19 protein-coding genes, 1 tRNA gene and 1 pseudogene are annotated in these 18,750 nt (G+C 64.4%); 14 read left to right on the forward strand and 7 right to left on the reverse strand.

Annotated elements, in window-relative coordinates; genetic code table 11:
* Nucleotides 1–148: 148 nt before the first annotated feature.
* A pseudogene (locus tag IV498_RS16180) lies at nt 149–1,171 on the forward strand (MFS transporter); the annotation flags it as partial.
* A gap of 92 nt (nt 1,172–1,263) precedes the next feature.
* On the opposite strand, the gene dcd reads toward IV498_RS16180, so the two are convergent.
* Together dcd and kynA are read right to left on the reverse strand one after the other, a co-directional pair.
* Nucleotides 1,264–1,839, reverse strand: a complete 576-nt coding sequence (gene dcd, locus IV498_RS16185) for a dCTP deaminase (protein ID WP_269048123.1) — start codon at nt 1,837–1,839, stop codon at nt 1,264–1,266.
* Between the two features lie 22 nt (nt 1,840–1,861).
* The gene (kynA, locus tag IV498_RS16190) at nt 1,862–2,755 is read right to left on the reverse strand and encodes a tryptophan 2,3-dioxygenase (RefSeq protein ID WP_442951368.1); all 894 of its coding nucleotides are present in this window, start codon (nt 2,753–2,755) and stop codon (nt 1,862–1,864) included.
* Nucleotides 2,756–2,799: 44 nt separating this feature from the next.
* Between kynA and IV498_RS16195 the strand changes: the two genes are divergently transcribed.
* From IV498_RS16195 to IV498_RS16210, 4 genes are all read left to right on the forward strand, one after another.
* Nucleotides 2,800–3,282: a cation:proton antiporter regulatory subunit gene (locus IV498_RS16195; protein ID WP_269048124.1), complete on the forward strand. Its 483-nt coding sequence runs from the start codon at nt 2,800–2,802 to the stop codon at nt 3,280–3,282.
* Between the two features lie 17 nt (nt 3,283–3,299).
* Nucleotides 3,300–4,478: a cation:proton antiporter gene (locus tag IV498_RS16200; RefSeq protein ID WP_269048125.1), complete on the forward strand. Its 1,179-nt coding sequence runs from the start codon at nt 3,300–3,302 to the stop codon at nt 4,476–4,478.
* Nucleotides 4,479–4,530: 52 nt separating this feature from the next.
* Nucleotides 4,531–5,850: an APC family permease gene (locus IV498_RS16205; protein WP_269048126.1), complete on the forward strand. Its 1,320-nt coding sequence runs from the start codon at nt 4,531–4,533 to the stop codon at nt 5,848–5,850.
* A gap of 120 nt (nt 5,851–5,970) precedes the next feature.
* A tRNA-Gly gene (locus IV498_RS16210) sits at nt 5,971–6,041 on the forward strand.
* Between the two features lie 109 nt (nt 6,042–6,150).
* Here the strand turns inward: IV498_RS16210 and IV498_RS16215 are convergent.
* On the reverse strand, nt 6,151–6,795 hold the full coding sequence (locus tag IV498_RS16215) for a TetR family transcriptional regulator (protein WP_269048127.1): 645 nt from the start codon (nt 6,793–6,795) through the stop codon (nt 6,151–6,153).
* A 59-nt stretch (nt 6,796–6,854) separates the two neighbouring features.
* Between IV498_RS16215 and IV498_RS16220 the strand changes: the two genes are divergently transcribed.
* Both IV498_RS16220 and IV498_RS16225 read left to right on the forward strand, forming a co-directional pair.
* A complete protein-coding gene (locus IV498_RS16220; RefSeq protein WP_269048128.1) occupies nt 6,855–7,295 on the forward strand; it encodes a nuclear transport factor 2 family protein in 441 nt (146 codons plus the stop codon).
* Nucleotides 7,292–8,170 (forward strand): SDR family oxidoreductase, encoded by an 879-nt coding sequence (locus IV498_RS16225; RefSeq protein ID WP_269048129.1) that lies wholly within the window; start codon nt 7,292–7,294, stop codon nt 8,168–8,170. The genes IV498_RS16220 and IV498_RS16225 overlap by 4 nt, the downstream gene beginning before the upstream one ends.
* 93 nt (nt 8,171–8,263) lie before the next feature.
* On the opposite strand, the gene IV498_RS16230 is transcribed toward IV498_RS16225, so the two are convergent.
* Nucleotides 8,264–8,878 (reverse strand): sigma-70 family RNA polymerase sigma factor, encoded by a 615-nt coding sequence (locus IV498_RS16230; RefSeq protein ID WP_269048130.1) that lies wholly within the window; start codon nt 8,876–8,878, stop codon nt 8,264–8,266.
* Nucleotides 8,879–9,207: 329 nt separating this feature from the next.
* Here IV498_RS16230 and IV498_RS16235 point away from each other — a divergent pair, with 329 nt between their 5' ends.
* The 3 genes from IV498_RS16235 (at nt 9,208) to IV498_RS16245 (ending at nt 11,295) form a co-directional block, all read left to right on the forward strand.
* Nucleotides 9,208–9,786 carry a TetR/AcrR family transcriptional regulator gene (locus IV498_RS16235; protein ID WP_269048131.1) on the forward strand — a complete coding sequence of 193 codons (579 nt, stop codon included), beginning with the start codon at nt 9,208–9,210 and terminating at the stop codon, nt 9,784–9,786.
* Nucleotides 9,787–9,987: 201 nt separating this feature from the next.
* Complete coding sequence (locus tag IV498_RS16240; protein WP_269048132.1) at nt 9,988–10,122, forward strand: hypothetical protein; 135 nt, start codon at nt 9,988–9,990, stop codon at nt 10,120–10,122.
* A 6-nt stretch (nt 10,123–10,128) separates the two neighbouring features.
* The gene (locus tag IV498_RS16245; protein WP_269048133.1) at nt 10,129–11,295 is read left to right on the forward strand and encodes a N(5)-(carboxyethyl)ornithine synthase; all 1,167 of its coding nucleotides are present in this window, start codon (nt 10,129–10,131) and stop codon (nt 11,293–11,295) included.
* On the opposite strand, the gene IV498_RS16250 is transcribed toward IV498_RS16245, so the two are convergent.
* A complete protein-coding gene (locus tag IV498_RS16250; protein WP_269048141.1) occupies nt 11,292–12,641 on the reverse strand; it encodes an MFS transporter in 1,350 nt (449 codons plus the stop codon). The two genes, IV498_RS16245 and IV498_RS16250, sit on opposite strands and share 4 nt — an antisense overlap.
* 173 nt (nt 12,642–12,814) lie before the next feature.
* On the opposite strand from IV498_RS16250, the gene IV498_RS16255 reads away from it, so the two are divergent.
* Together IV498_RS16255 and panD are read left to right on the forward strand one after the other, a co-directional pair.
* Nucleotides 12,815–13,678 (forward strand): LysR substrate-binding domain-containing protein, encoded by an 864-nt coding sequence (locus tag IV498_RS16255; RefSeq protein ID WP_269048134.1) that lies wholly within the window; start codon nt 12,815–12,817, stop codon nt 13,676–13,678.
* A gap of 113 nt (nt 13,679–13,791) precedes the next feature.
* Nucleotides 13,792–14,208, forward strand: coding sequence for an aspartate 1-decarboxylase (panD, locus tag IV498_RS16260; protein ID WP_269048135.1), 417 nt, complete (start codon nt 13,792–13,794; stop codon nt 14,206–14,208).
* 72 nt (nt 14,209–14,280) lie between these two features.
* On the opposite strand, the gene IV498_RS16265 is transcribed toward panD, so the two are convergent.
* Nucleotides 14,281–15,282: a zinc-binding dehydrogenase gene (locus IV498_RS16265; RefSeq protein WP_269048136.1), complete on the reverse strand. Its 1,002-nt coding sequence runs from the start codon at nt 15,280–15,282 to the stop codon at nt 14,281–14,283.
* Between the two features lie 132 nt (nt 15,283–15,414).
* Nucleotides 15,415–16,125, reverse strand: a complete 711-nt coding sequence (locus IV498_RS16270) for a TetR/AcrR family transcriptional regulator (RefSeq protein WP_269048137.1) — start codon at nt 16,123–16,125, stop codon at nt 15,415–15,417.
* Between the two features lie 107 nt (nt 16,126–16,232).
* Here IV498_RS16270 and IV498_RS16275 point away from each other — a divergent pair, with 107 nt between their 5' ends.
* Nucleotides 16,233–17,735 carry a flavin-containing monooxygenase gene (locus IV498_RS16275; protein WP_269048138.1) on the forward strand — a complete coding sequence of 501 codons (1,503 nt, stop codon included), beginning with the start codon at nt 16,233–16,235 and terminating at the stop codon, nt 17,733–17,735.
* Nucleotides 17,732–18,589, forward strand: coding sequence for an alpha/beta fold hydrolase (locus IV498_RS16280; RefSeq protein WP_269048139.1), 858 nt, complete (start codon nt 17,732–17,734; stop codon nt 18,587–18,589). Before IV498_RS16275 ends, IV498_RS16280 begins: the two co-directional genes overlap by 4 nt.
* Nucleotides 18,590–18,750 lie beyond the last annotated feature (161 nt).

Below are 18,750 nucleotides of genomic sequence, written 5' to 3' on the forward strand. Positions count from 1 at the left end.
ACCCGCGCCACAACGGCGATCGCCGAACTCTGCGAACAACTCACCAGCACCCAAACCCGATACCCCGACACCGAGCTCATCCTGCGCTACGCGGTCAAAAACCGTACCTGAGCCCACCCGTATTAACTCACCATGTCAGGAGCCCTGGAACACGCTGATGGTTGCAGCGTTGACTGCCAGCTGTTTCTTCGTTCAGCCACACGAGTCGTTCCTGCTTTTCGGCTGCATGGCGATCGCGGCCGGTCACGTCTTTGCTGAACTGGCGTCGGTCAACTACAACGCCATGCTGCTGCAGATTTCGACGCCGAAATCCATTGGCCGGATCAGTGGCTTCGGCTGGTCTGCTGGCTACCTCGGCGGCATTGTGGCGCTGCTGATCGTCTACTACGGCCTCATTGCGCCCAAGGTGGGACTTTTCGGCGTTACGTCCCAGGATGGGCTGACCTATCGGGTCGTGGCCTTGTTTTCGGCCGCCTGGATCATTATCTTTTCCCTTCCCGTGCTGTTCGCTGTGCCGGACAATCCTGGGGCCGACCGACAACCGCGGGCGGGTTTCGTGCACTCCTACGCCGAACTGTTCCGCACCATCCGGCGGCTGGCGAAGACCCAGCCGCACACCCTTTATTTTCTCCTCAGCAGCGCGGTCTTCCGGGACGGGCTTGCCGCAATTTTCACCTTCGGCGCAGTGATCGCGGTGGGGAGCTTCGGATTCGCCAAGGGCGATGTGCTGATCTTCGCCATTGCCGGCAACGTCGTGGCGGCGGCCGGGGCCATCTCGGCCGGGTTCCTCGATGACCGGCTCGGTCCTAAAAAAGTCATTGTGCTCTCGCTGGTCGGGCTGCTGGCCTCCGGCACTGTGCTGCTCTTTTCGCACGGAAAGACGGTGTTCTGGATCTTCGGACTGCTGCTGTGCCTGTTCGTGGGACCGGCGCAGTCCTCGGCCCGCACGTTCGTGGGGAGGCTGGCCCCGGCTGGTCAAGAGGGCGAGCTCTTTGGGCTTTATGCCACCACTGGCCGGGCTGCGTCCTTCCTGGCACCCGTGCTCTTCGGGGCTTTCATTGCGTTGTTCGGCGCACAGCGCTGGGGCATCATCGGCATTCTGGTGGTGCTGCTGGCCGGACTGCTCATGCTGCTGCCGGTCAAAGCACCCGAGCACCGCGCCGCGCGCTGACTCCGCAGGGCGTGGCCAGCCGGTGCGGCAGCAGCCGGGCACCGAACGGCGGGTCAGGAGCCGGGCACCGAACCGGACCGCGCCCCAAGTCCTCAGATGCGGGTGCGGTGGAAATTCTGGTGGGAGCGCGACGCCGTGGGCCCGCGCTGGCCCTGGTAGCGGCTGCCGTACTCCCCCGAGCCGTAGGGATGCTCCGCCGGCGAAGTGAGCCGAAAGAAGCACAACTGGCCGATTTTCATTCCCGGCCACAGTTTGATGGGCAGCGTGGCCACATTTGACAGCTCCAGCGTGACATGGCCGGAAAACCCCGGATCGATGAAGCCAGCAGTGGAGTGAGTCAACAGGCCCAGACGGCCAAGCGAGGATTTGCCCTCAAGCCGGGCTGCGACGTCGTCGGGCAATGTGACCATTTCGTAGGTGGACCCGAGAACAAACTCTCCGGGATGCAGGATGAACGGCTCGTCCGATACCACCTCCACCTGGCGGGTCAGCTCCGGCTGGTCCTCGGCGGGGTCGATATGGGCGTACTTGTGGTTGTCGAACAGTCTGAAATACCTGTCAATGCGCACGTCCACGCTGGAGGGCTGCACCATCGCAGGGTCGTAGGGCTCCAAGAGAATGCGCTTGGCGTCGATTTCGGCACGTATGTCGCGGTCGGAGATCAGCACCCTCTAAAAGTAGCGCATCCCATCAGGCCCGATCACCGGGGGCTTCGATTTCGGTGCGGACGGCGAAAAGCTCCGGGAAAAACGTCAGCTCCAGCGCGCGCTGCAGAAAACCTACACCGGACGAGCCGCCGGTTCCGGACTTCATGCCAATGGTGCGCAGGACGGTTTTCATGTGTCGGAACCGCCACAGCTGGAAGTTATCCTCCAGATCCACCAGTTCCTCGCAGGCCTCATAAAGGTCCCAGTGCTCACTGTGGTTTTCGTAGATGATCCGGAACAGCTGCACCAACTCCTCTGAAAAGACATGGGCCTGGCTGAAGTCGCGGTCCAGCAGCTCGGCAGGTACCGCAAATCCCCGCCGCGTCAGCAGGCGCAGGAACTCGTCATAGAGGCTGCTCTGCTGCAGGATCTCCGACAGCAATGCGTGCGCAGCCGGATCGGACGCGAAGACCTTGAGCATGCCGGCGTTCTTGTTGCCCAGCAGGAATTCCACTGCTCGGTACTGATAGGACTGGAATCCGGACGAGGATCCGAGATCACCGCGGAACTGGGCATATTCCGACGGTGTCAGCGTGGCCAGCACGGACCACTGTTCCGTCAGCGAGCGCTGGATGTGCTTCACCCGCGCAATTCCCTTCATCGCCACCCGAAGGTCATCGCCAATCAGGGCCGTCCGCACCGCACGCATCTCATGCAGGACCAGTTTCAGCCACAGTTCAGAGGTCTGATGCTGGATGATGAACAGCATTTCGTCATGATGCACCGGTCGGCTCACCGGATGCTGTGCGGAGAGCAGGTCATCGAGGGCCAAGTATGAGCCGTAGCTCATCTTGTGCCGAAAATCCGTTTCAATTCCGGATTCGATCTTCCGGGTGTTCTTCTTTACCGCCACCGTCAGCCTTCCGCCCCGCACCATTGCCGAATCCAAGCCTACGCCGCGGCGACGACTAAACTGGATGCATGGACATTGTGGAGACCCCGCTGCCGGGGATCGGAGTGCGCAGGGAGTTGATGTTGGCCACTGGCCGACGCGTCGGTGTGGTCACGCACCGGGACGGACGCGCCGAACTGATCCTGTCCCGGATGGATGATCCGGACGCTTGTGCCGCCTCGATTCCGCTCAGCGCAGAGGAATCGGCGGCCTTGGGTGGCCTGCTGGGTGCCACTCAGCTGATCGCGCAGCTCGCCGACGAGCATAAGGACCTTCCAGGGGTGAGCACTCAGCAGTTCTTCATCCAAAAGAGTTCACGTTTCGCGGGGCGGACGCTGGGGGAAACACAGATGCGCACCGTCAGCGGAGCCTCAATTGTTGCCCTCCTGCGCGAAGGCTCAGTAATTGCCTCACCACGTCCGGACCAGGAGTTGCGTGCAGGGGATTTGGCCGTCGTGGTCGGAACCGATGCCGGGCTTGCTGCAGCCGCAGACATCCTGCAGTCCCAGTAACGGAATACCGGCGGCCAATGAACCCAACAACACTTTCACTCATTCAACTCGGTATCGTTTTCTTCGCCCTGGGCGTCCTTGGCCGCCTGGCAGGCCTTATCGGCATGTCCCCGGTCCCACTGTATCTGCTCGGCGGGCTGGCCTTCGGCCATGGTGGGCTGATCGATCTGGCTGGCATCAACGACTTCGGTCATATCGCCAGCGAAATCGGTGTGATTTTGCTGCTGCTCATGCTCGGCCTGGAATACACCGCCAAGGAGCTGGTGACGGGCCTGAAACAATCTTGGCTGGCCGGCGTCGTCGATCTTGTCCTCAACATGCTCCCCGGCGCCGCGGTGGCGCTGCTGCTGGGCTGGGGACCGGTGGGTGCGCTGGTGATGGCGGGAGTTACGTACATTTCCTCCTCCGGAATCATTGCCAAGGTGCTGGGCGACCTGGGCCGGCTCGGCAACCGGGAAACACCCGTCATCCTTTCCATCCTGGTCATCGAGGACCTGGCCATGGCCGCTTATCTGCCAGTCCTTACCGCGGTCCTCTCCGGAGTCTCGCTGGTGGGCGGGCTGACCGCCGTCGGCATTGCGCTGGCCGTCATCACCGTAGTCCTGGTGCTGGCACTGCGATTCGGGCACCTGGTCTCCGCCGTAATCGACAGCCCCGACCGGGAGACATTCCTGCTCAAGCTGCTGGGAGCGGCCCTTTTGATCGCCGGTCTTGCCTCCGCCATGCAAGTCTCCGCGGCGGTCGGGGCGTTCCTGCTCGGCATCGCCATTTCCGGTGCCACTGCCCATAACGCCACCCGGGTCCTCGAACCGCTGCGGGACCTGTTTGCCGCCATGTTCTTTGTGGTCTTCGGCCTCAATACCGACCCCACGTCCATCCCCCCGGTCCTGGGGTATGCCCTGCTGCTGGCGCTGATTACCTCCGTCACCAAAATCGGCACCGGGTGGTGGGCGGCACGGCGGCAGGGCATCGGAAAGCTTGGCCGGGCCCGGACCGGCGCAGCCCTGATTGCCCGCGGTGAATTTTCCATAGTCATCGCCGGGCTGGCGCTGGCCTCCGGGGCTGTTCCCGGGGAATTGGCGGCCCTGGCCACCACCTACGTACTGATCATGGCCGTATTCGGTCCGGTCGCCGCCCGCTATGTTGAGCCCGTCGCCCTCCGGCTGCAGCGGCAAAAGCCGGCCGAGGTGCTCTGAGCGCGACAAAAGCGAACCTATCGCCAGCAGCGGAACGGAAACGGGAGGGGCAATGAACGGGTCATCGGCGCCGGAGCAACCGCTGGCGCGGCGGCTGGGAACAGCGGATGCCGTGTTTATCGGGCTGGGATCGATGATTGGCGCGGGTGTTTTCGCCGCGTTTACGCCTGCCGCCCAGTCCGCTGGGTCCGGATTGCTTATCGGCCTGGCCTTGGCGGCCGTGGTGGCGTACTGCAATGCGACCTCGTCAGCGCAATTGGCGGCGGTGTATCCCACCTCCGGCGGCACGTACATCTATGGCCGGGAACAACTGGGGCACTGGGCCGGATTTTTGGCCGGCTGGGGTTTCGTGATCGGCAAAACTGCCAGCTGCGCGGCCATGGCACTAACCTTTGCCGTCTATGCCGCACCGCAGGGATGGCAACGGCCGGTCGCCATTGCAGCGGTAATCGGACTGGCTGCCGTTAACTACCACGGCGTAACGCGGACGGCCCGGCTGACCCGAATCCTCGTCGTCGTCGTGCTGCTGGCACTGAGCGTGAGCGTCGCTGCTGGATGGGCCGGAGCACCCCCGGACACCGTGCATCCGCTGCTGCGGGACCTGTTCCACAGCAGCTGGTACTCAATCCTGCAATCCGCGGGTTTATTGTTCTTCGCCTTCGCCGGGTACGCCAGGATCGCCACGATGGGCGAGGAAGTCCGGAATCCGCAACGGACAATACCGCGGGCCATCCTGCTCGCCCTGGCCATCGCCGTCGCCGTCTACGCCGCAATCGCGGTCACGATCCTGAGCATACTAGGGCCAGCCGGCGTGGCCAGCACGCCCGTCCCCCTGGCCGCCGCCCTCGACGCTGGCAGTTGGAGCTGGGCGGCACCCGCAGTGCGGATCGGCGGCGCGGCGGCCTCGCTGGGTGCGCTGCTGGCCCTGATCGCAGGGATTGGCCGGACCAGCCTTGCGATGGCCCGCCACAACGATCTCCCGGCCTGGTTAGCAGCCGTACATCCCAAGTACAAAGTCCCGCACCGCGCCGAGACCATCCTCGCCGTCGTTATTTGCCTGCTTGTGCTCGCAGTGGACCTGCGCGCGGTCATCGGGTTCTCCTCGGCCGGCGTGCTGTTCTACTACCTGATCGCCAACCTCTCCGCGTTTACCCAACCCAAAGCCCACCGCCGCTATCCCAAAATCATTCAACTCCTTGGGGTCACCGGCTGCGCGGTCCTGGTGATCACCTTGCCGTGGACGTCCTTGCTGGCTGCCCTGGGGGTATTCGCCCTCGGCATTCTCTACCGCCGGTGGCGGCTGCGGGGGCATGCCGCGGATGGAGCCGGGGCCGGAGCTGAAGGCGAGGGGCCGGGACAGTACGGCCGGTAGTGGGCGGTCCCTGCCACGTCAAACGGCAGCGCCACTGTTCTGAGAAGGCGCCGGAGTGCGGTAAGGTAAATCTCGTTGTTTTAGCAGGGGTTATTGACCAGATTACTGGCCGGTCCCTCTGCGGGCGTAGCTCAATGGTAGAGCGCTAGCTTCCCAAGCTCGATACGCGGGTTCGATTCCCGTCGCCCGCTCCGCTCAAAGTCCGCAGGCCGACGACGGCGGAGTCTGGTACGGTCCGCACGCCCGACGGCGGCGCGGTTCAGGTCTCCACCGCTGCCGCAGTTCCTGCGGCCATGGCGGTCATTCCAGTAATGCGGCAACGAGGGCGTTGCCGATGAACCGACCGTAATCGGCGGCCGCCCAGCTGCGCTTAATAACGAGATCTTCGTAGAGGCCAGGGGCGGTGTACGCCCACATCACATCGGCAGCCTGAGCGGAACTGCGGTGCGGGGAGAGCAAATCGTGGTCGATCAAAGTGCGGGCATTATGCAGCATGCGCTGATAGCGGGAGGCCTCCACATCAGCCAGCAAAGCAGCCATATCTGTATCGCCGCCCGCGGCGGCATCGCGGATGAGCAGCATCACGGGCATCACCAGCGGCGCTACCTCCGCCACGAACACGCCGAACCGCTCCAGCACCGCCCGCCCCTCCACCGCTTCGGCCTGCGCCGCGTCCGAGCGCTGCTCGGCGCCGACCGCACCCTCGCCCAGCAGGCTGCGGCCGTGAATAGCCCGCACCAGGCCAGCTTTTCCGCCAAACGTCTTATATATGGTTTCGGCCGACGCACCCGCGCGGGCGGCAATGGCCGCGACAGTTGTTGGGCCATAGCCCTGCGCCAGGAACAGCTCACGGGCCGCGTGCAAAATCTGCTCCCGTGTCCTTTCGGCCCGAGCGCGCCGGGCACGCCCGTCGTAGGTCCGCTGACCGTTGACTGTCTCTGGCATCAGGCCTACACTCCTTATTAGATACAGCGTACTGTATCCAATAAGGCCGGGAGGCCATAATGGAACGAATCGCCCCGTCGTCGACCGATGCACTGAAGGTCGTTCAGCGCCTGCTGGAGTCGACAAATAGACACGATCCAGCTGCATTAGCGGGATGCTTCGCTGCGGATTATGTGAACGAAACCCCGCTCCACCCGGCACGCGGTTTCACCGGCCGGGAGCAGGTTCACAGCAACTGGGTGCAGATCTTCGCCGCCGTCCCCGACCTTGCGGCCCGGCTGCTGGCGACCGCCGTCGACGGGGACCGCATCTGGTCCGAATGGCAGATGGAAGGCGTTCGCCAGGATGGCAGCCAGCACGAACTGGCCGGGATTATCGTATTCACGGTCCGTGAGGACTGCATCACGGCGGCCCGTTTCTTCCTGGAGCCCGTGGACCACCGCAGCGGCACAGTTTCTGAAGCCGTGCGGCGTCAGCTCGAGGGGGCACCCAGGTCATGATCCTGATTGCGGGCGGCACCGGCACAGTGGGCCGCATTCTGGTTCCCATGCTGCTCTCGGATGGCCTGAAGGTGCGCGTGCTGACCCGCAGCCAAGACAGCGCGGCCAAACTACGCGCACTCGGGGTGGAGACGGTGCTGGGCGATGCAGGCAGGGACGGTGAGCTGCGGGACGCGGTCTCCGGCTGCGGCGCAATCGTCTCGGCCATGAGTGGCTTCGGTCCGACGTCGGGCAGCTCACCGGACGCCGTGGACCGCAGCGGCAACATCGCCCTGATGGACGCTGCCGCCGCGGCCGGGGTCAAGCGCTTCGTTCTCTTTTCCATCCGCGGAGCCGCGCCGGATTCCCCGCTGCCGCTGGCCCGCTGCAAGTTCGCGGCCGAGCAGCACCTAAAGAATTCCCCGCTGGCATGGACAATCCTCCGCCCCACCACCATCCTGGAGACGTTTGCGTCGGTGCTGCGGGACTCGTTGAATCAACGCGGAGCAGCTGTTATCTTCGGCCGCGGGGACCGGCCGATCAATTTCGTCTCCGCCGCCGACCTGGCTGCCGCGGCCCGTTTGGCCCTGCGCGACCCCGGGCTGATCAGCGCCGAGCTGGAACTTAAGGGACCCGAGAATCTGAGCCTCAACGAACTTGCCGAGCTGCTCATTGCCCAATGCGGCAGCGGACGCATGCTCCACCTGCCGCTGCCGATGCTGCGCGCCCTGGCGGCCTTGGCGACTGTCGCCGCTCCAGCCTGGGGACGGATGCTCCGCACAGCCGTGCTGATGTGCACGACGGACATGTCCTGCGACCTGGAGCCCGATTCCCATCCGGGGCTTAAATTGACGATGACGCCGGCAAGTCAAGCACTCGCGGCAGCGATCCCGTGAACTGCACGGGCTGCAGCACAACGCAGTGACCGCTCAGCGTGGCCGCTGCTGTCAGCCACCAGCCGTGGCCCGCGGCTATGGTCTCACCAAAACTCAAGCCGGCCGCAGGAAGAGCCCGTCCTGCTCAAGGGAACGCCGCAGGCTCTTCAGACCGTCACGGATCCGGCTTTTCACGGTTGGCAGTGGAACACCCAAGGTGGCCGCCACCTCCAGATAGGTTAATCCCCCGAAAAAGGCCAATTGAATGGCCTCGGCCTGCAGCGGTGACAGCGCGAGCAGCGACCGGGTTACGGCCTCGGACTCCAGAGTGGCGGTCATAGCCTCCGCCACATGGTCATGCGCAGTGACATGTGAACCGGCGCCGTAGCGCTGCTGGCGGTCCCTATAGGCCTGCTCGCGCCGGACCCGATCAATGGCCCGGCGGCGAGCTAAGGTCGTGAGCCAGCCGAGGGCGCTGCCCAGAGACGGATCGAATCGTTCCGCCGTGAGCCAGACCTGCAGAGAGACCTCCTGCGTGGTGTCCTGGCTCAGGTCGTGGTCGGCCAGGACACGCAGGACCAGGGCAAAAATACGTGCGCCGGTCCTGCGGAAGAGACGTTCAAAGGCATCGACGTCGCCGTCGGCAATCCGCAGCAACAGAGGACCCAACACGTCCTGATCCATGTCGACGGCGAGGATGGAGTGGCTTTCGGGCGGCACGACTGTCATCTAGGGACTTTCAAAGCAGAAGGGCGGACGAACCGCGGAGACCTGCATGGAATTCCCGATCGATGTAGAACGGTCGTTCCACTGCTTCCTTCACCCTATGGAACGATCGTTCTCAACGCAAGCACGACAGGTGCTCAAGTCGCTGACGCCGTCGCACCTCCCACAGCTCCCGCCCCTCCTCTCCTACCTCCCCCGCCCCCAAGTAAGTAGCAGCAGATGCACTCATTTCGCGTTTTGAGTGCATCAGCTGTTACTCAGTTGAGTCGGGGAGAGAACGGACGTCCGCAGCCATGGAAGAAGGGGTGGAACGGCGGACGTAAAATAGAGATATGCAGGAGTTGGAGACCCGTGAGCGCGTTATCAATACTGCCGTTGGGCTTTTTTATACGAAGGGCATTCAGGCCGTGGGGATGGATCTGCTGCGGGAAAGCGCCGGGGTGTCTCTTCGGACGCTGTACCGGCTGTTCCCCTCCAAGGACGCGATTGTCCTTGCCGTCCTGCGGCGAAGCCAGGTGATCTGGAACGAAAGCCTTGACGCCCGGGTCGTGCTCGCGGACACTCCCCGGGACAAACTGCTGGCCATCTACGATTACCTCGCCGACTGGTTTACCGACGACTCCTTCCGTGGCTGCTGTTTCATCAACAGCTTCGCGGAGGTAGGCCCGGCCAGTCCCGAGGTGGCGGCCATCGCGCGTGAGCACAAGGCCTCCTTCCAGGCCTATGTCGCCCACATTGCGGCGGAGGCCGGGTTCCCGGCGGAATTGGCTGCGCAGCTGGCCATTCTGGCCGAGGGTGCGTTGACCACCGCTGCCATCTCCGGCAGCGGTGAAGCGGCGGGGCAGGCGCGGCGTGCCGCCGAAGTGCTGATCGGGGCCTGCCTGCCGCCTCAGCCCATGGCGTCTGCGTAGAGGCCGCTCCGAGCAAGTGCCACTGCGTCGACACCTGGCATACACAGAGATGGTGCTGGCGGCAGGCACCGGCGGGACGGGCCGGCGGGGGAGGCACCGGCGGGACGTGGCCGGCGGGAGGCACCGGCGGGACGTGGCCGGCGGGAGGTGTAGGGTCAGATCCACGGAGCCACCGCGGTTCCGAATTTCCAGGGAGTGCAAATGGGCGACAAATCCCCCCGACACGCAGCATCCAAAAAGTCGGAAAAGTCCATCAAGGAAAAGCGCGCGGATAAAAGGTCCACCGAGGCAACCGCCGCCTCCGTGGAAAAAGCCGCCAAAACCAAGAAGAACTGAGCGCCCATGGCTTTGCTGACCCTGGGCATCCCGGCGACCACGCGCAAGAAAAACGAACGCCGGCTGCCTATCCACCCACTCCATTTTGAGCGAATAGACGACGATCTGCGGGCGTCGATTCTGCTGGAGAGTGGATACGGGGAACGGTTTGGGCTTTCCGACAGTCAGCTGGAGCCGCTCGTGGGCCGAATCTGTTCCCGGACGGAGCTCACGGCCGAGTCCGACATTGTGCTGCTGCCCAAGCCGCAGCCCGAGGACCTCGCCGAGCTGCGCGACGGCCAGATTCTCTGGGGCTGGCCGCACTGCGTCCAGGACCGGGCCATCACCCAGCTCGCGGTGGACAAGCGGCTGACCCTGATCGCGTTCGAAGCGATGAATCACTGGACCAGCGACGGCGGCTTCGGTCTGCATGTCTTCCACAAGAACAATGAACTGGCAGGATACAGCTCGGTGCTGCACGCCCTCCAGTTGATCGGTTCCACCGGCGATTACGGCCGCCGGTTGAGCGCCGTGGTAATTGGCTTCGGAGCCACCGCACGGGGGGCAGTCACCGCGCTGAACGCCCACGGCATCCACGACGTCCAGGTACTGACCAGCCGGGATGTCGCGGCCGTTGGCTCACCCATTCACTCGGCGCAAATCGTGCAGTTCGACCGCGACGACGCCTCGCCGCTGCTCAGCAGCGTCATCACCTCCGAGGGCCGCGTTCCCTTGGCCACCTTCCTGGCTGGCAGCGACATCGTGGTCAACTGCACCCTGCAGGATCCGAACGCTCCGCTGATGTACCTGCGCGAGGCTGACTTGGACGCCTTCCGCCCGGGCAGCCTGATCGTCGACGTCTCCTGTGATGAAGGTATGGGCTTCAGCTGGGCACGCCCGACGACGTTCACCGCACCGATGTTCGAGGTCGGGGACCACATCTCCTACTACGCCGTGGACCACAGCCCGTCCTACCTCTGGAACTCGGCCACCTGGGAAATCAGCGAGGGCCTGTTGCCCTTCCTGCGCACCGTAATGGACGGCCCGCAGGCCTGGGACCAGGAGTCAACCATCCGCCGTGCCATTGAGATCCGGGCCGGAGAAATCATCAATCCGAGCATTCTTGCTTTCCAGGGCCGCTCGCCGCAGTACCCACATCTGGCTCTGGCGGACGGCGGCCCGGCGCTACCTTAGCCAGCGGATTCCAGCTGAATACATGCATCCTGCCGGCTGCGCACTATCAGCACCGGCCGCCGTCGGCTCTTCAAATCCACCTTCAGGGTGAGCTGGCCCCGCCGTGCCAGCAATATCGCGATTATGGCTGCCGCCAATGCGGGCACAAGGCCCGCTATCAGAATGGCCCAGTGCGGACTTAGGTGCTCGGCCAGAGCGCCGATAAGTGGGCCGCCAATGGCTTGCCCGCCGATCTGCACCATAATGTACAGACTCATCACCCGGCCGCGGATCGCAACATTGGTCGAGGTTTGCACAAGCTGGTTCGCGCAGGTCAAAAAGGTCAGCGAGGCGAACCCTGCCATCACCATCACGGCGGAGAACAGGATCATGCTCGGTGCCGCTGAGCTCAGAGCCAGTAATGCTCCGTATGCCCCGGCTGCGCCGATGACCGTGCGCAGCCGCAGCACCGGGCGCCGGGTGGAACCAAGGGCGCCAATCAGTGCTCCGACGGCCACCAAGGTATTCAGCAGACCGTAGCCGCTTGCGCCGGTATGAAAAACGTCATTGGCATAGGCAGCCATCAGCACCGGCAGGCTCATTCCGAACACCGCAACGAACACGGTCATGAAGGCCGGCCAGAATATGGTGGCCTTCCGCAAGGCATAGTTCAGCCCCTCGCGCAGCTGTCCTTTGGATCGCGGCGCCGGGGCGGAGCGGACCAGCTCGCTGGACCGCAGGCTGCACAGTGTTCCCACAGTGCAGAAGCATGCGAACGAGTTAACGGCGAAGGCCCAGCCGCCGCCAACCGCGCTGATCAGGATGCCACTGACCGCGGGCCCAATCATGCCGCCAATCTGAAAGATGGAAGAGTTTAGGCTGATCGCATTGCGCAGGTTTACCGGCCCCACCAACTCGTTCACGAACACCTGGCGCGCCGGTTGGTCGATGACGGTGACCAGGCCCAGGACAAACGCGATGGCGTAGATCTGCCACACGGCCAGCGCCCCGGTCAGGGCGAGTACGGCCATCAGCGCTGCCAGCAAACCGGCCGCGCTCTGGCTGATCATCAGGATCCGGCGTTTGGAATAGCGGTCCGCTACCATCCCGCCCAACGGCATGAGCAGCAGCGAGGGGGTAAATTGCATCGCTACGGTAATGCCGACGGCGGTCACGCTGCCCGAGAGCTGCAGCACCAGCCAGTCCTGGGCGATGCGCTGCATCCACAGCGCGGTCATGGAGATCATATGGGCGCTGGCAAAGAGCCGGAAATTCCGCACCTTAAGCGAAACGAAAGTGTGCCGCCAGGGAGGACGTTCGGTGACAAGGGAAATGGGTGCGGTCAGAAGGGAGGATGCGGTCTGCATGGGTGGGGGTGCCACGAGTTAGTCCTGTGATTGTTTCCTGAGGGGGACTTAATCAACCGTAGCCAGCGGGCATCCATATCCAAAGGTTATGACGTCTATAACTAGCATTACAGAATGTAATATGAACCTATTGCAACAAATGCAGCAGATGCCAGGGTCAAAGGAGCTTAGGAATGTTTGACGCCGTGCAATTGCGCAGTTTTTTGGCAGTAGCGGACACGCACAGTTTCACCCGGGCCGGCGAACGGCTGGGGCTCAGCCAGCCGACGGTCAGTCAGCACGTGCGCAAACTGGAAGCCGCCGCCGGACGGCAGCTCGTGGCTCGGGACACCCGCGAGGTCCAACTAACGGACAACGGTGATGCGATGGCAGGTTTTGCCCGCACCATCCTGGCCGCAAACGAAAGTGCCACCCGCTACTTTTCCGGAGCCGCCATGCGGGGCCGGCTCCGTTTTGGTACTGCGGATGATTTGGCCATTACCGGCCTGCCAAGGATCCTGCGTGAGTTCCGGCAGCTGTATCCACAGATCATCCTCGAACTCACCGTCAGCCAGAGTGATCAGCTGCACCGCCGGCTGAAGGCCGGGGCACTGGACCTGGTTTTCGTCAAATGGGTCAGCGGAGCCTCGGAGGGCACCGTGGTCAAACACGACGATTTCTCCTGGGTTGGGCTGGAACAGACAATCTTGGAGCCCGGAGCCCCGGTGCCGCTGATCGCCTATCCCGCCCCCAGCATGAGCCGCAAGCTGGCCATCGATGCGCTGGAACAGGCTGGCCGGACCTGGCGCATCACCTGCACCACCAAGCAGATCAGCGGCGTTCTGGCCGCCGTCCGCGCCGGCATCGGCGTCGCCGTGATGCCCACTTCGCTGGTTCCGGAGGACCTGAAGGTCATTACGCGTCGTTTCAGCCTGCCACCGGTGGGTGATGTCGACTTCACCCTGATCCGCAATCCGCTGGCCAATACCGGCGTGGTGGACGCCCTGACCCAAGCAATCATGGGGCGCCGGTTGACTCCGCACAGCCGCCAGCCGTGAGCCCCGCCACCGCACTCCCGCGCCAATCCGGGGCGCGCCGTCGTCGTACTCCTCATCCCAGGAGACCCGGGCCACAGACCGAAGATGTTGCCGCGCGGTAGACTTGACGCGTTATGAACAGAACGATGTTTAAGTCCAAAATTCACCGCGCGACCGTCACCCACGCGGACCTGCACTACGTCGGCTCGGTCACTGTGGATCAGGATCTACTCGACGCGGCCGATATTCTGCCCGGCGAATTGGTCTCGATCGTGGACGTCACCAACGGTGCCCGGCTGGAGACGTACACCATCTCGGGCGAGCGGGGATCCGGTGTCTTGGGCATCAACGGCCCGGCGGCGCATCTGGTGCGCGAGGGCGACGTCGTCATCCTGATCACCTACGCGCAGATGTCGACGGCGGAAGCCCGCGACTATGTGCCAACCGTTGTGCATGTCGCCGCGGACAACAGCATTATCTCGCTGGGCACCGATCCGGCCGAGGCCCTCACGCCCGGACTGCTGCGTCCGCCGCTGGCCGCGGTCCGCTGACAACCCGCTGCCCTTCGGCTTCGCCACGCCGGCGCCGCTGGCTCGCCAAACCCGTGCTTTCCCTTCGCGGCTCTATGGCTTGAGCACGATGCGGATCGGGTTGCCGTCCTTCGCGGCGAGCATCCGCACCGCTTCGGCCGCCTCAGCCAGCGGCATCACCTTGCTAACCGAGCGCGAAAACTCGATCTGGCCCAGCTCGTAGAGCGACACCAGGTCCGTCACATCGACAGGCGCCGATCCGTAGTGTCCCAGGAGCTGCTGGCGCAGGTAGCTGAAGAGCGTGCCGTTGCTGACATGCAGCGGCTGATCGGCCAGCCCCACGAGCACGAGTTTACCGCCAACACCGAGGGACAGCGCGGCCTGTTCCCGCACGGCGGGCACTCCCGCGAAGTCGAAAGCGGTGCTCAGTCCGCGCCCACGGGTCGCCGCGCTCATCGCCGCGGCGAAGCCAGGGTCAGCCGGGTCGAGGGCGACGTCGGCGCCAAAGTTGAGCGCGCGGGCGCGTGCCGCCTCGAGCGGGTCGACGGCGATGATGGGGGCTGCGCCAATCAGCCGCAGCAGCTGCACGGCATGGGCACCGAGGCCGCCAATACCCCAGACTCCCGCTGCCTTACCCGGCTGCGCCTTGGCCGTGCTGACAATGGCCGACCAGGGTGTGGAGACCGCATCCGGAATGAAGCAGGCCTGCTCGAACGGCAGTGCATCCGGAAGAGGCACGACGGTATCTGCCGCTGCCACAGCGAACTCAGCCCAGCCGCCGTCGTAATCAACACCGCGGGTGAGGACCGTCCCGCCACGCTCCTCACCGGCCTGCAGCAGGACGCGCTGGCCCACCCGCAGCCCTGCGACGCCGTCGCCGATCTGGTCGATGACACCGGCGACCTCATGCCCGAGCGTGACGCTGTCGCCGCGAAGGTATGGCGGTTTGAGCATGCCTTCGATGAGGTGGACGTCGGAAAGGCAGACACCGGCAGCGGCGACCGCGAGGCGGACCTGGCCCGGTCCCGCATCGGGGGTTGGCACCTCCTCGACGCGAAAAGTTGTGGTGGCGACATTCAATCTGCCTGCGAGCATGTCTCTTCCTTAGGTCTTGCGGTCAGGAGGGTCGGGGGATTCATGGTCGGGGTTCGATGCGAGCGACGTCGGATGGCACGGGGCGAATGGATCCAGCCCGATGGGCCGGTCGGATTGTTGCGGCGGCAGCTATCATGGGACCGCGGCGGCATTGCCGTAGATGCTCGAAAGCCAGATATGCAAGAGCATGTCGACGGTCGTCTCAACCGTGTCGGGAAGACCTGATTCCCGTCGAGCCGGTTCCGTCACTTCTGGGTCCGCCCGGGACGGTGGCGTCGCTGAATCCGTCAACGCTGCCAGAATGACGCGCTCGTTCAACAGGTTCAGCACAGCGGCCAGGCGCTGCGGCGGCGGTCCCGCGGGTGCAGCGCCGCTGTCACGCTCGGCTTGGATGGCCCGCGCTGTCGCATCGGTCCATCGCTCGGTCAGGGTTGCCCATTCAGCGGCGAGTTCGGGCTCCGTGGAGCGTGCCGCGGCAGCGGCGATCGAGACTCCCCGGTGTGCTGCGAACGTTTCGGCGAAGGCCTGGATCGCCCGTCGCCAGGCAGCCGACGGCGAGGTGTCCAGATCGTCGAAGACATCGGCCGAGCGCCGCTCGGCGGTGTGCGCAACGTCGTCGAGCAGTGCCAACAGCACCGCCTGCTTGGACGCGAAGTAGAAGTAGAACGTGGGCCGCGAAAGGCCTGCTCCCCGGGCAAGTTCATCCACGGTGACCTCAGCGAAGTCCTTTTCGTCGAGTAGACGCTCCATAGCGACGAGGATCGCCCGCTGCCGTTCATCCCCGGATATACGGGCTGACCGGCGGCCGCGATTTGGTGCGCCCGGGCCCTTGGTTGCTTCCACAGCGCCAGCATAACACTGGGTCAACAGCGCGTTGACGGAATCAACGCAGTGTTCATAGACTGGCCTGAACGCACCGATGAGCATTCCCGGAAGGGCCAAGGAGAATCATGCCAGCCGAACACCTCGACGTCCTGATCGTGGGCGCTGGCCTCTCCGGCATCGGCGCCGCCTGCCGACTGACCACGGGATTTCCGTCGAAATCGATCGCGATCCTTGAGGCCCGGGAGGTAAGCGGCGGCACCTGGGATCTCTTCCGCTACCCCGGCGTCCGCTCGGACAGCGATATGTTCACGCTCGGCTACTCGTTCCGGCCCTGGTCGACATCGACGTCGATTGCTCCGGGGGCCTCGATCCTGGAGTATGTGCGCGGGACCGCGGCCGAATACGGCATTGACCGCAGGATTCGCTACCGTCACCGAGTGGTCAGCGCCGACTGGTCCTCGCACGACGCCCGCTGGACAGTCGAGGTCGACCGGGGCGAGGAAGAGAACATTTTCCTGACCTGCTCGTTCCTTTTCATCTGCGCCGGCTACTACAGCTACGACCGGGGGTACAGCCCCGACTTCCCGGGCCAAGATGACTTCGAGGGCCAGATCATCCACCCACAGCGCTGGCCGAGCGACTTTGACGCGACGGGTAAGCGCATCGTCGTCGTCGGCAGCGGGGCCACGGCCGTCACGCTCGTACCATCGCTGGCGGAAACTGCCGAGCACGTGACCATGCTGCAGCGCTCCCCCACCTATATCGCGGTTCTTCCCGCCAACGACGACGGCTTCGACAAGCTCATCGCCCGGCGCGTGCCCAGACGGGCGGCCGCCGTCGTGTCGAGATGGAAGGGCATCTACCGGTCCATGCTCAGCTACCAGATCAGCCGGCGGGCCCCCGCGCGGATGAAGGGCATTCTCCGGCACCAGGCCGAAAGGCGGCTGCCCCCGGGCTACGACGTGGACAAGCATTTTCAGCCAAAGTACAACCCGTGGGACGAAAGGCTCTGCATCGTGCCGAACGGGGACCTCTTCAAAGCCATCCGGGCCGGCCGCGCCGACATCGCCACAGACATCATCGACACGTTCACACCAGGCGGCATACGGCTGGCGGGCGGCGGGGAACTCGCAGCCGATGTCATCATCACCGCCACCGGGCTCAACCTGATGCTTTTCGGCGGCATGCGGCTCAGCCTGGACGGGGCACCGATCGACCCATCGAAGCGGGTCACCTACAAGGGCATGATGCTGGACGGCGTCCCCAATCTAGCCTTCGCCATCGGCTACACCAACGCCTCCTGGACGCTCAAGATAGACCTCGTCGTTCACTTCGTGGCCAGGATCCTGCGCCAACTCAAGCGCAGTCGCCAGACGACCGTGATGCCGGTGGCCCCCGCCGACATGGGTGAGCTCAAGCCGCTGATCGAGCTGAGCTCCGGCTATATCCGCCGGGGCATCAGCCAGATGCCGAAACAGGGGGCCCGCGCCCCTTGGCGGCTGCACCAGAACTATCCCAAGGACGTGCGAATGTTCCGGCTCGGCTTCCTGCGCGGCGACGGTTTGCACTTCAGCGGTAAGTCCCCGGCGGCCCGATCCGCGAGGCCGCCGCGGGTCGTGGCGCCGTGACCGCATCCTTCTTGCTCCCCCCGCCGCGCACCATCACCGTAGCCGGGGCTGCGGTGAGCTATCGTGACACTGGTTCGGGCAGCCCGGTACTGCTGCTGCACGGCATCGGCCGCAGCCTTGCCGACTGGAACGAACAGCACCGGCTGCTCAGTACCGCTCATCGGGTGATCAGCGTCGACCTCCCGGGGTTCGGCGATTCACAGCCGCTGCGGGAACGACACACCCTGGACGCCTTGGCAGCATGGGTGCAGGGATTTCTTGAGGTCCTCACGGAAGACACAGCACCGCTGGACTCCATCGACGTGGTCGGCAACTCCCTCGGCGGCGCCGTTGCGATGCGGCTCTCGGTGCTCAAACCAGCCAGGGTGCGCCGGCTCGTGCTGATCAACAGCGCCGGATTCGGCGCAACTGTCACGCAGGCGTTGCGCCTGATCGCGCTGCCTGTGGTGGGCAGGATCCTGCTGCGCCCATCCGAGAAGACCGCTTACCAGACGGAACGCGCCCTCTTCGTAGACCGGTCCTTTGTCTCCCGCGAGCGCATTGACGCCAGTCTTGCCCGCGGTTCAGGCAAGGGCGTCATGCGCGCCTTCCGCGAGGTGGCGCACGACCTCGGAACCTTCAAGGGAATCCGGCCCGAGTGGCGCTCCCAACTGCTGGCGGACATGGCGACGGCGAACAAGCCAACGCTGATCCTGTGGGGCGATTCAGACCTGATCCTGCCTGCCGAACACCTCGAGGAGGCGCGCCGTCTGCTGCCCGGCGCGTCGACGCACCTCTTTGACAAGACGGGGCACATGCCGCACCTCGAGCGGGCAGCCGAGACGGCGGACCTGATCTTGCAATTCCTGGCCTGAAGCGGCACAGCACCCCTAGATGAGTAATTCCAAGGGGTCGTCTCGGCGCGGCGTGGTGTTTTTGTAGGCAAAGGTGCCCAGAATCGGCGGTATCAAACCCAAACGCCGAACTTGGAGGCCCGCGTGGACGCCGATCTGGACACCCTTGCTACTGCATTGTA

The organism is Paenarthrobacter sp. Z7-10, from assembly GCF_026932795.1.
Classification (GTDB): domain Bacteria; phylum Actinomycetota; class Actinomycetes; order Actinomycetales; family Micrococcaceae; genus Arthrobacter_M.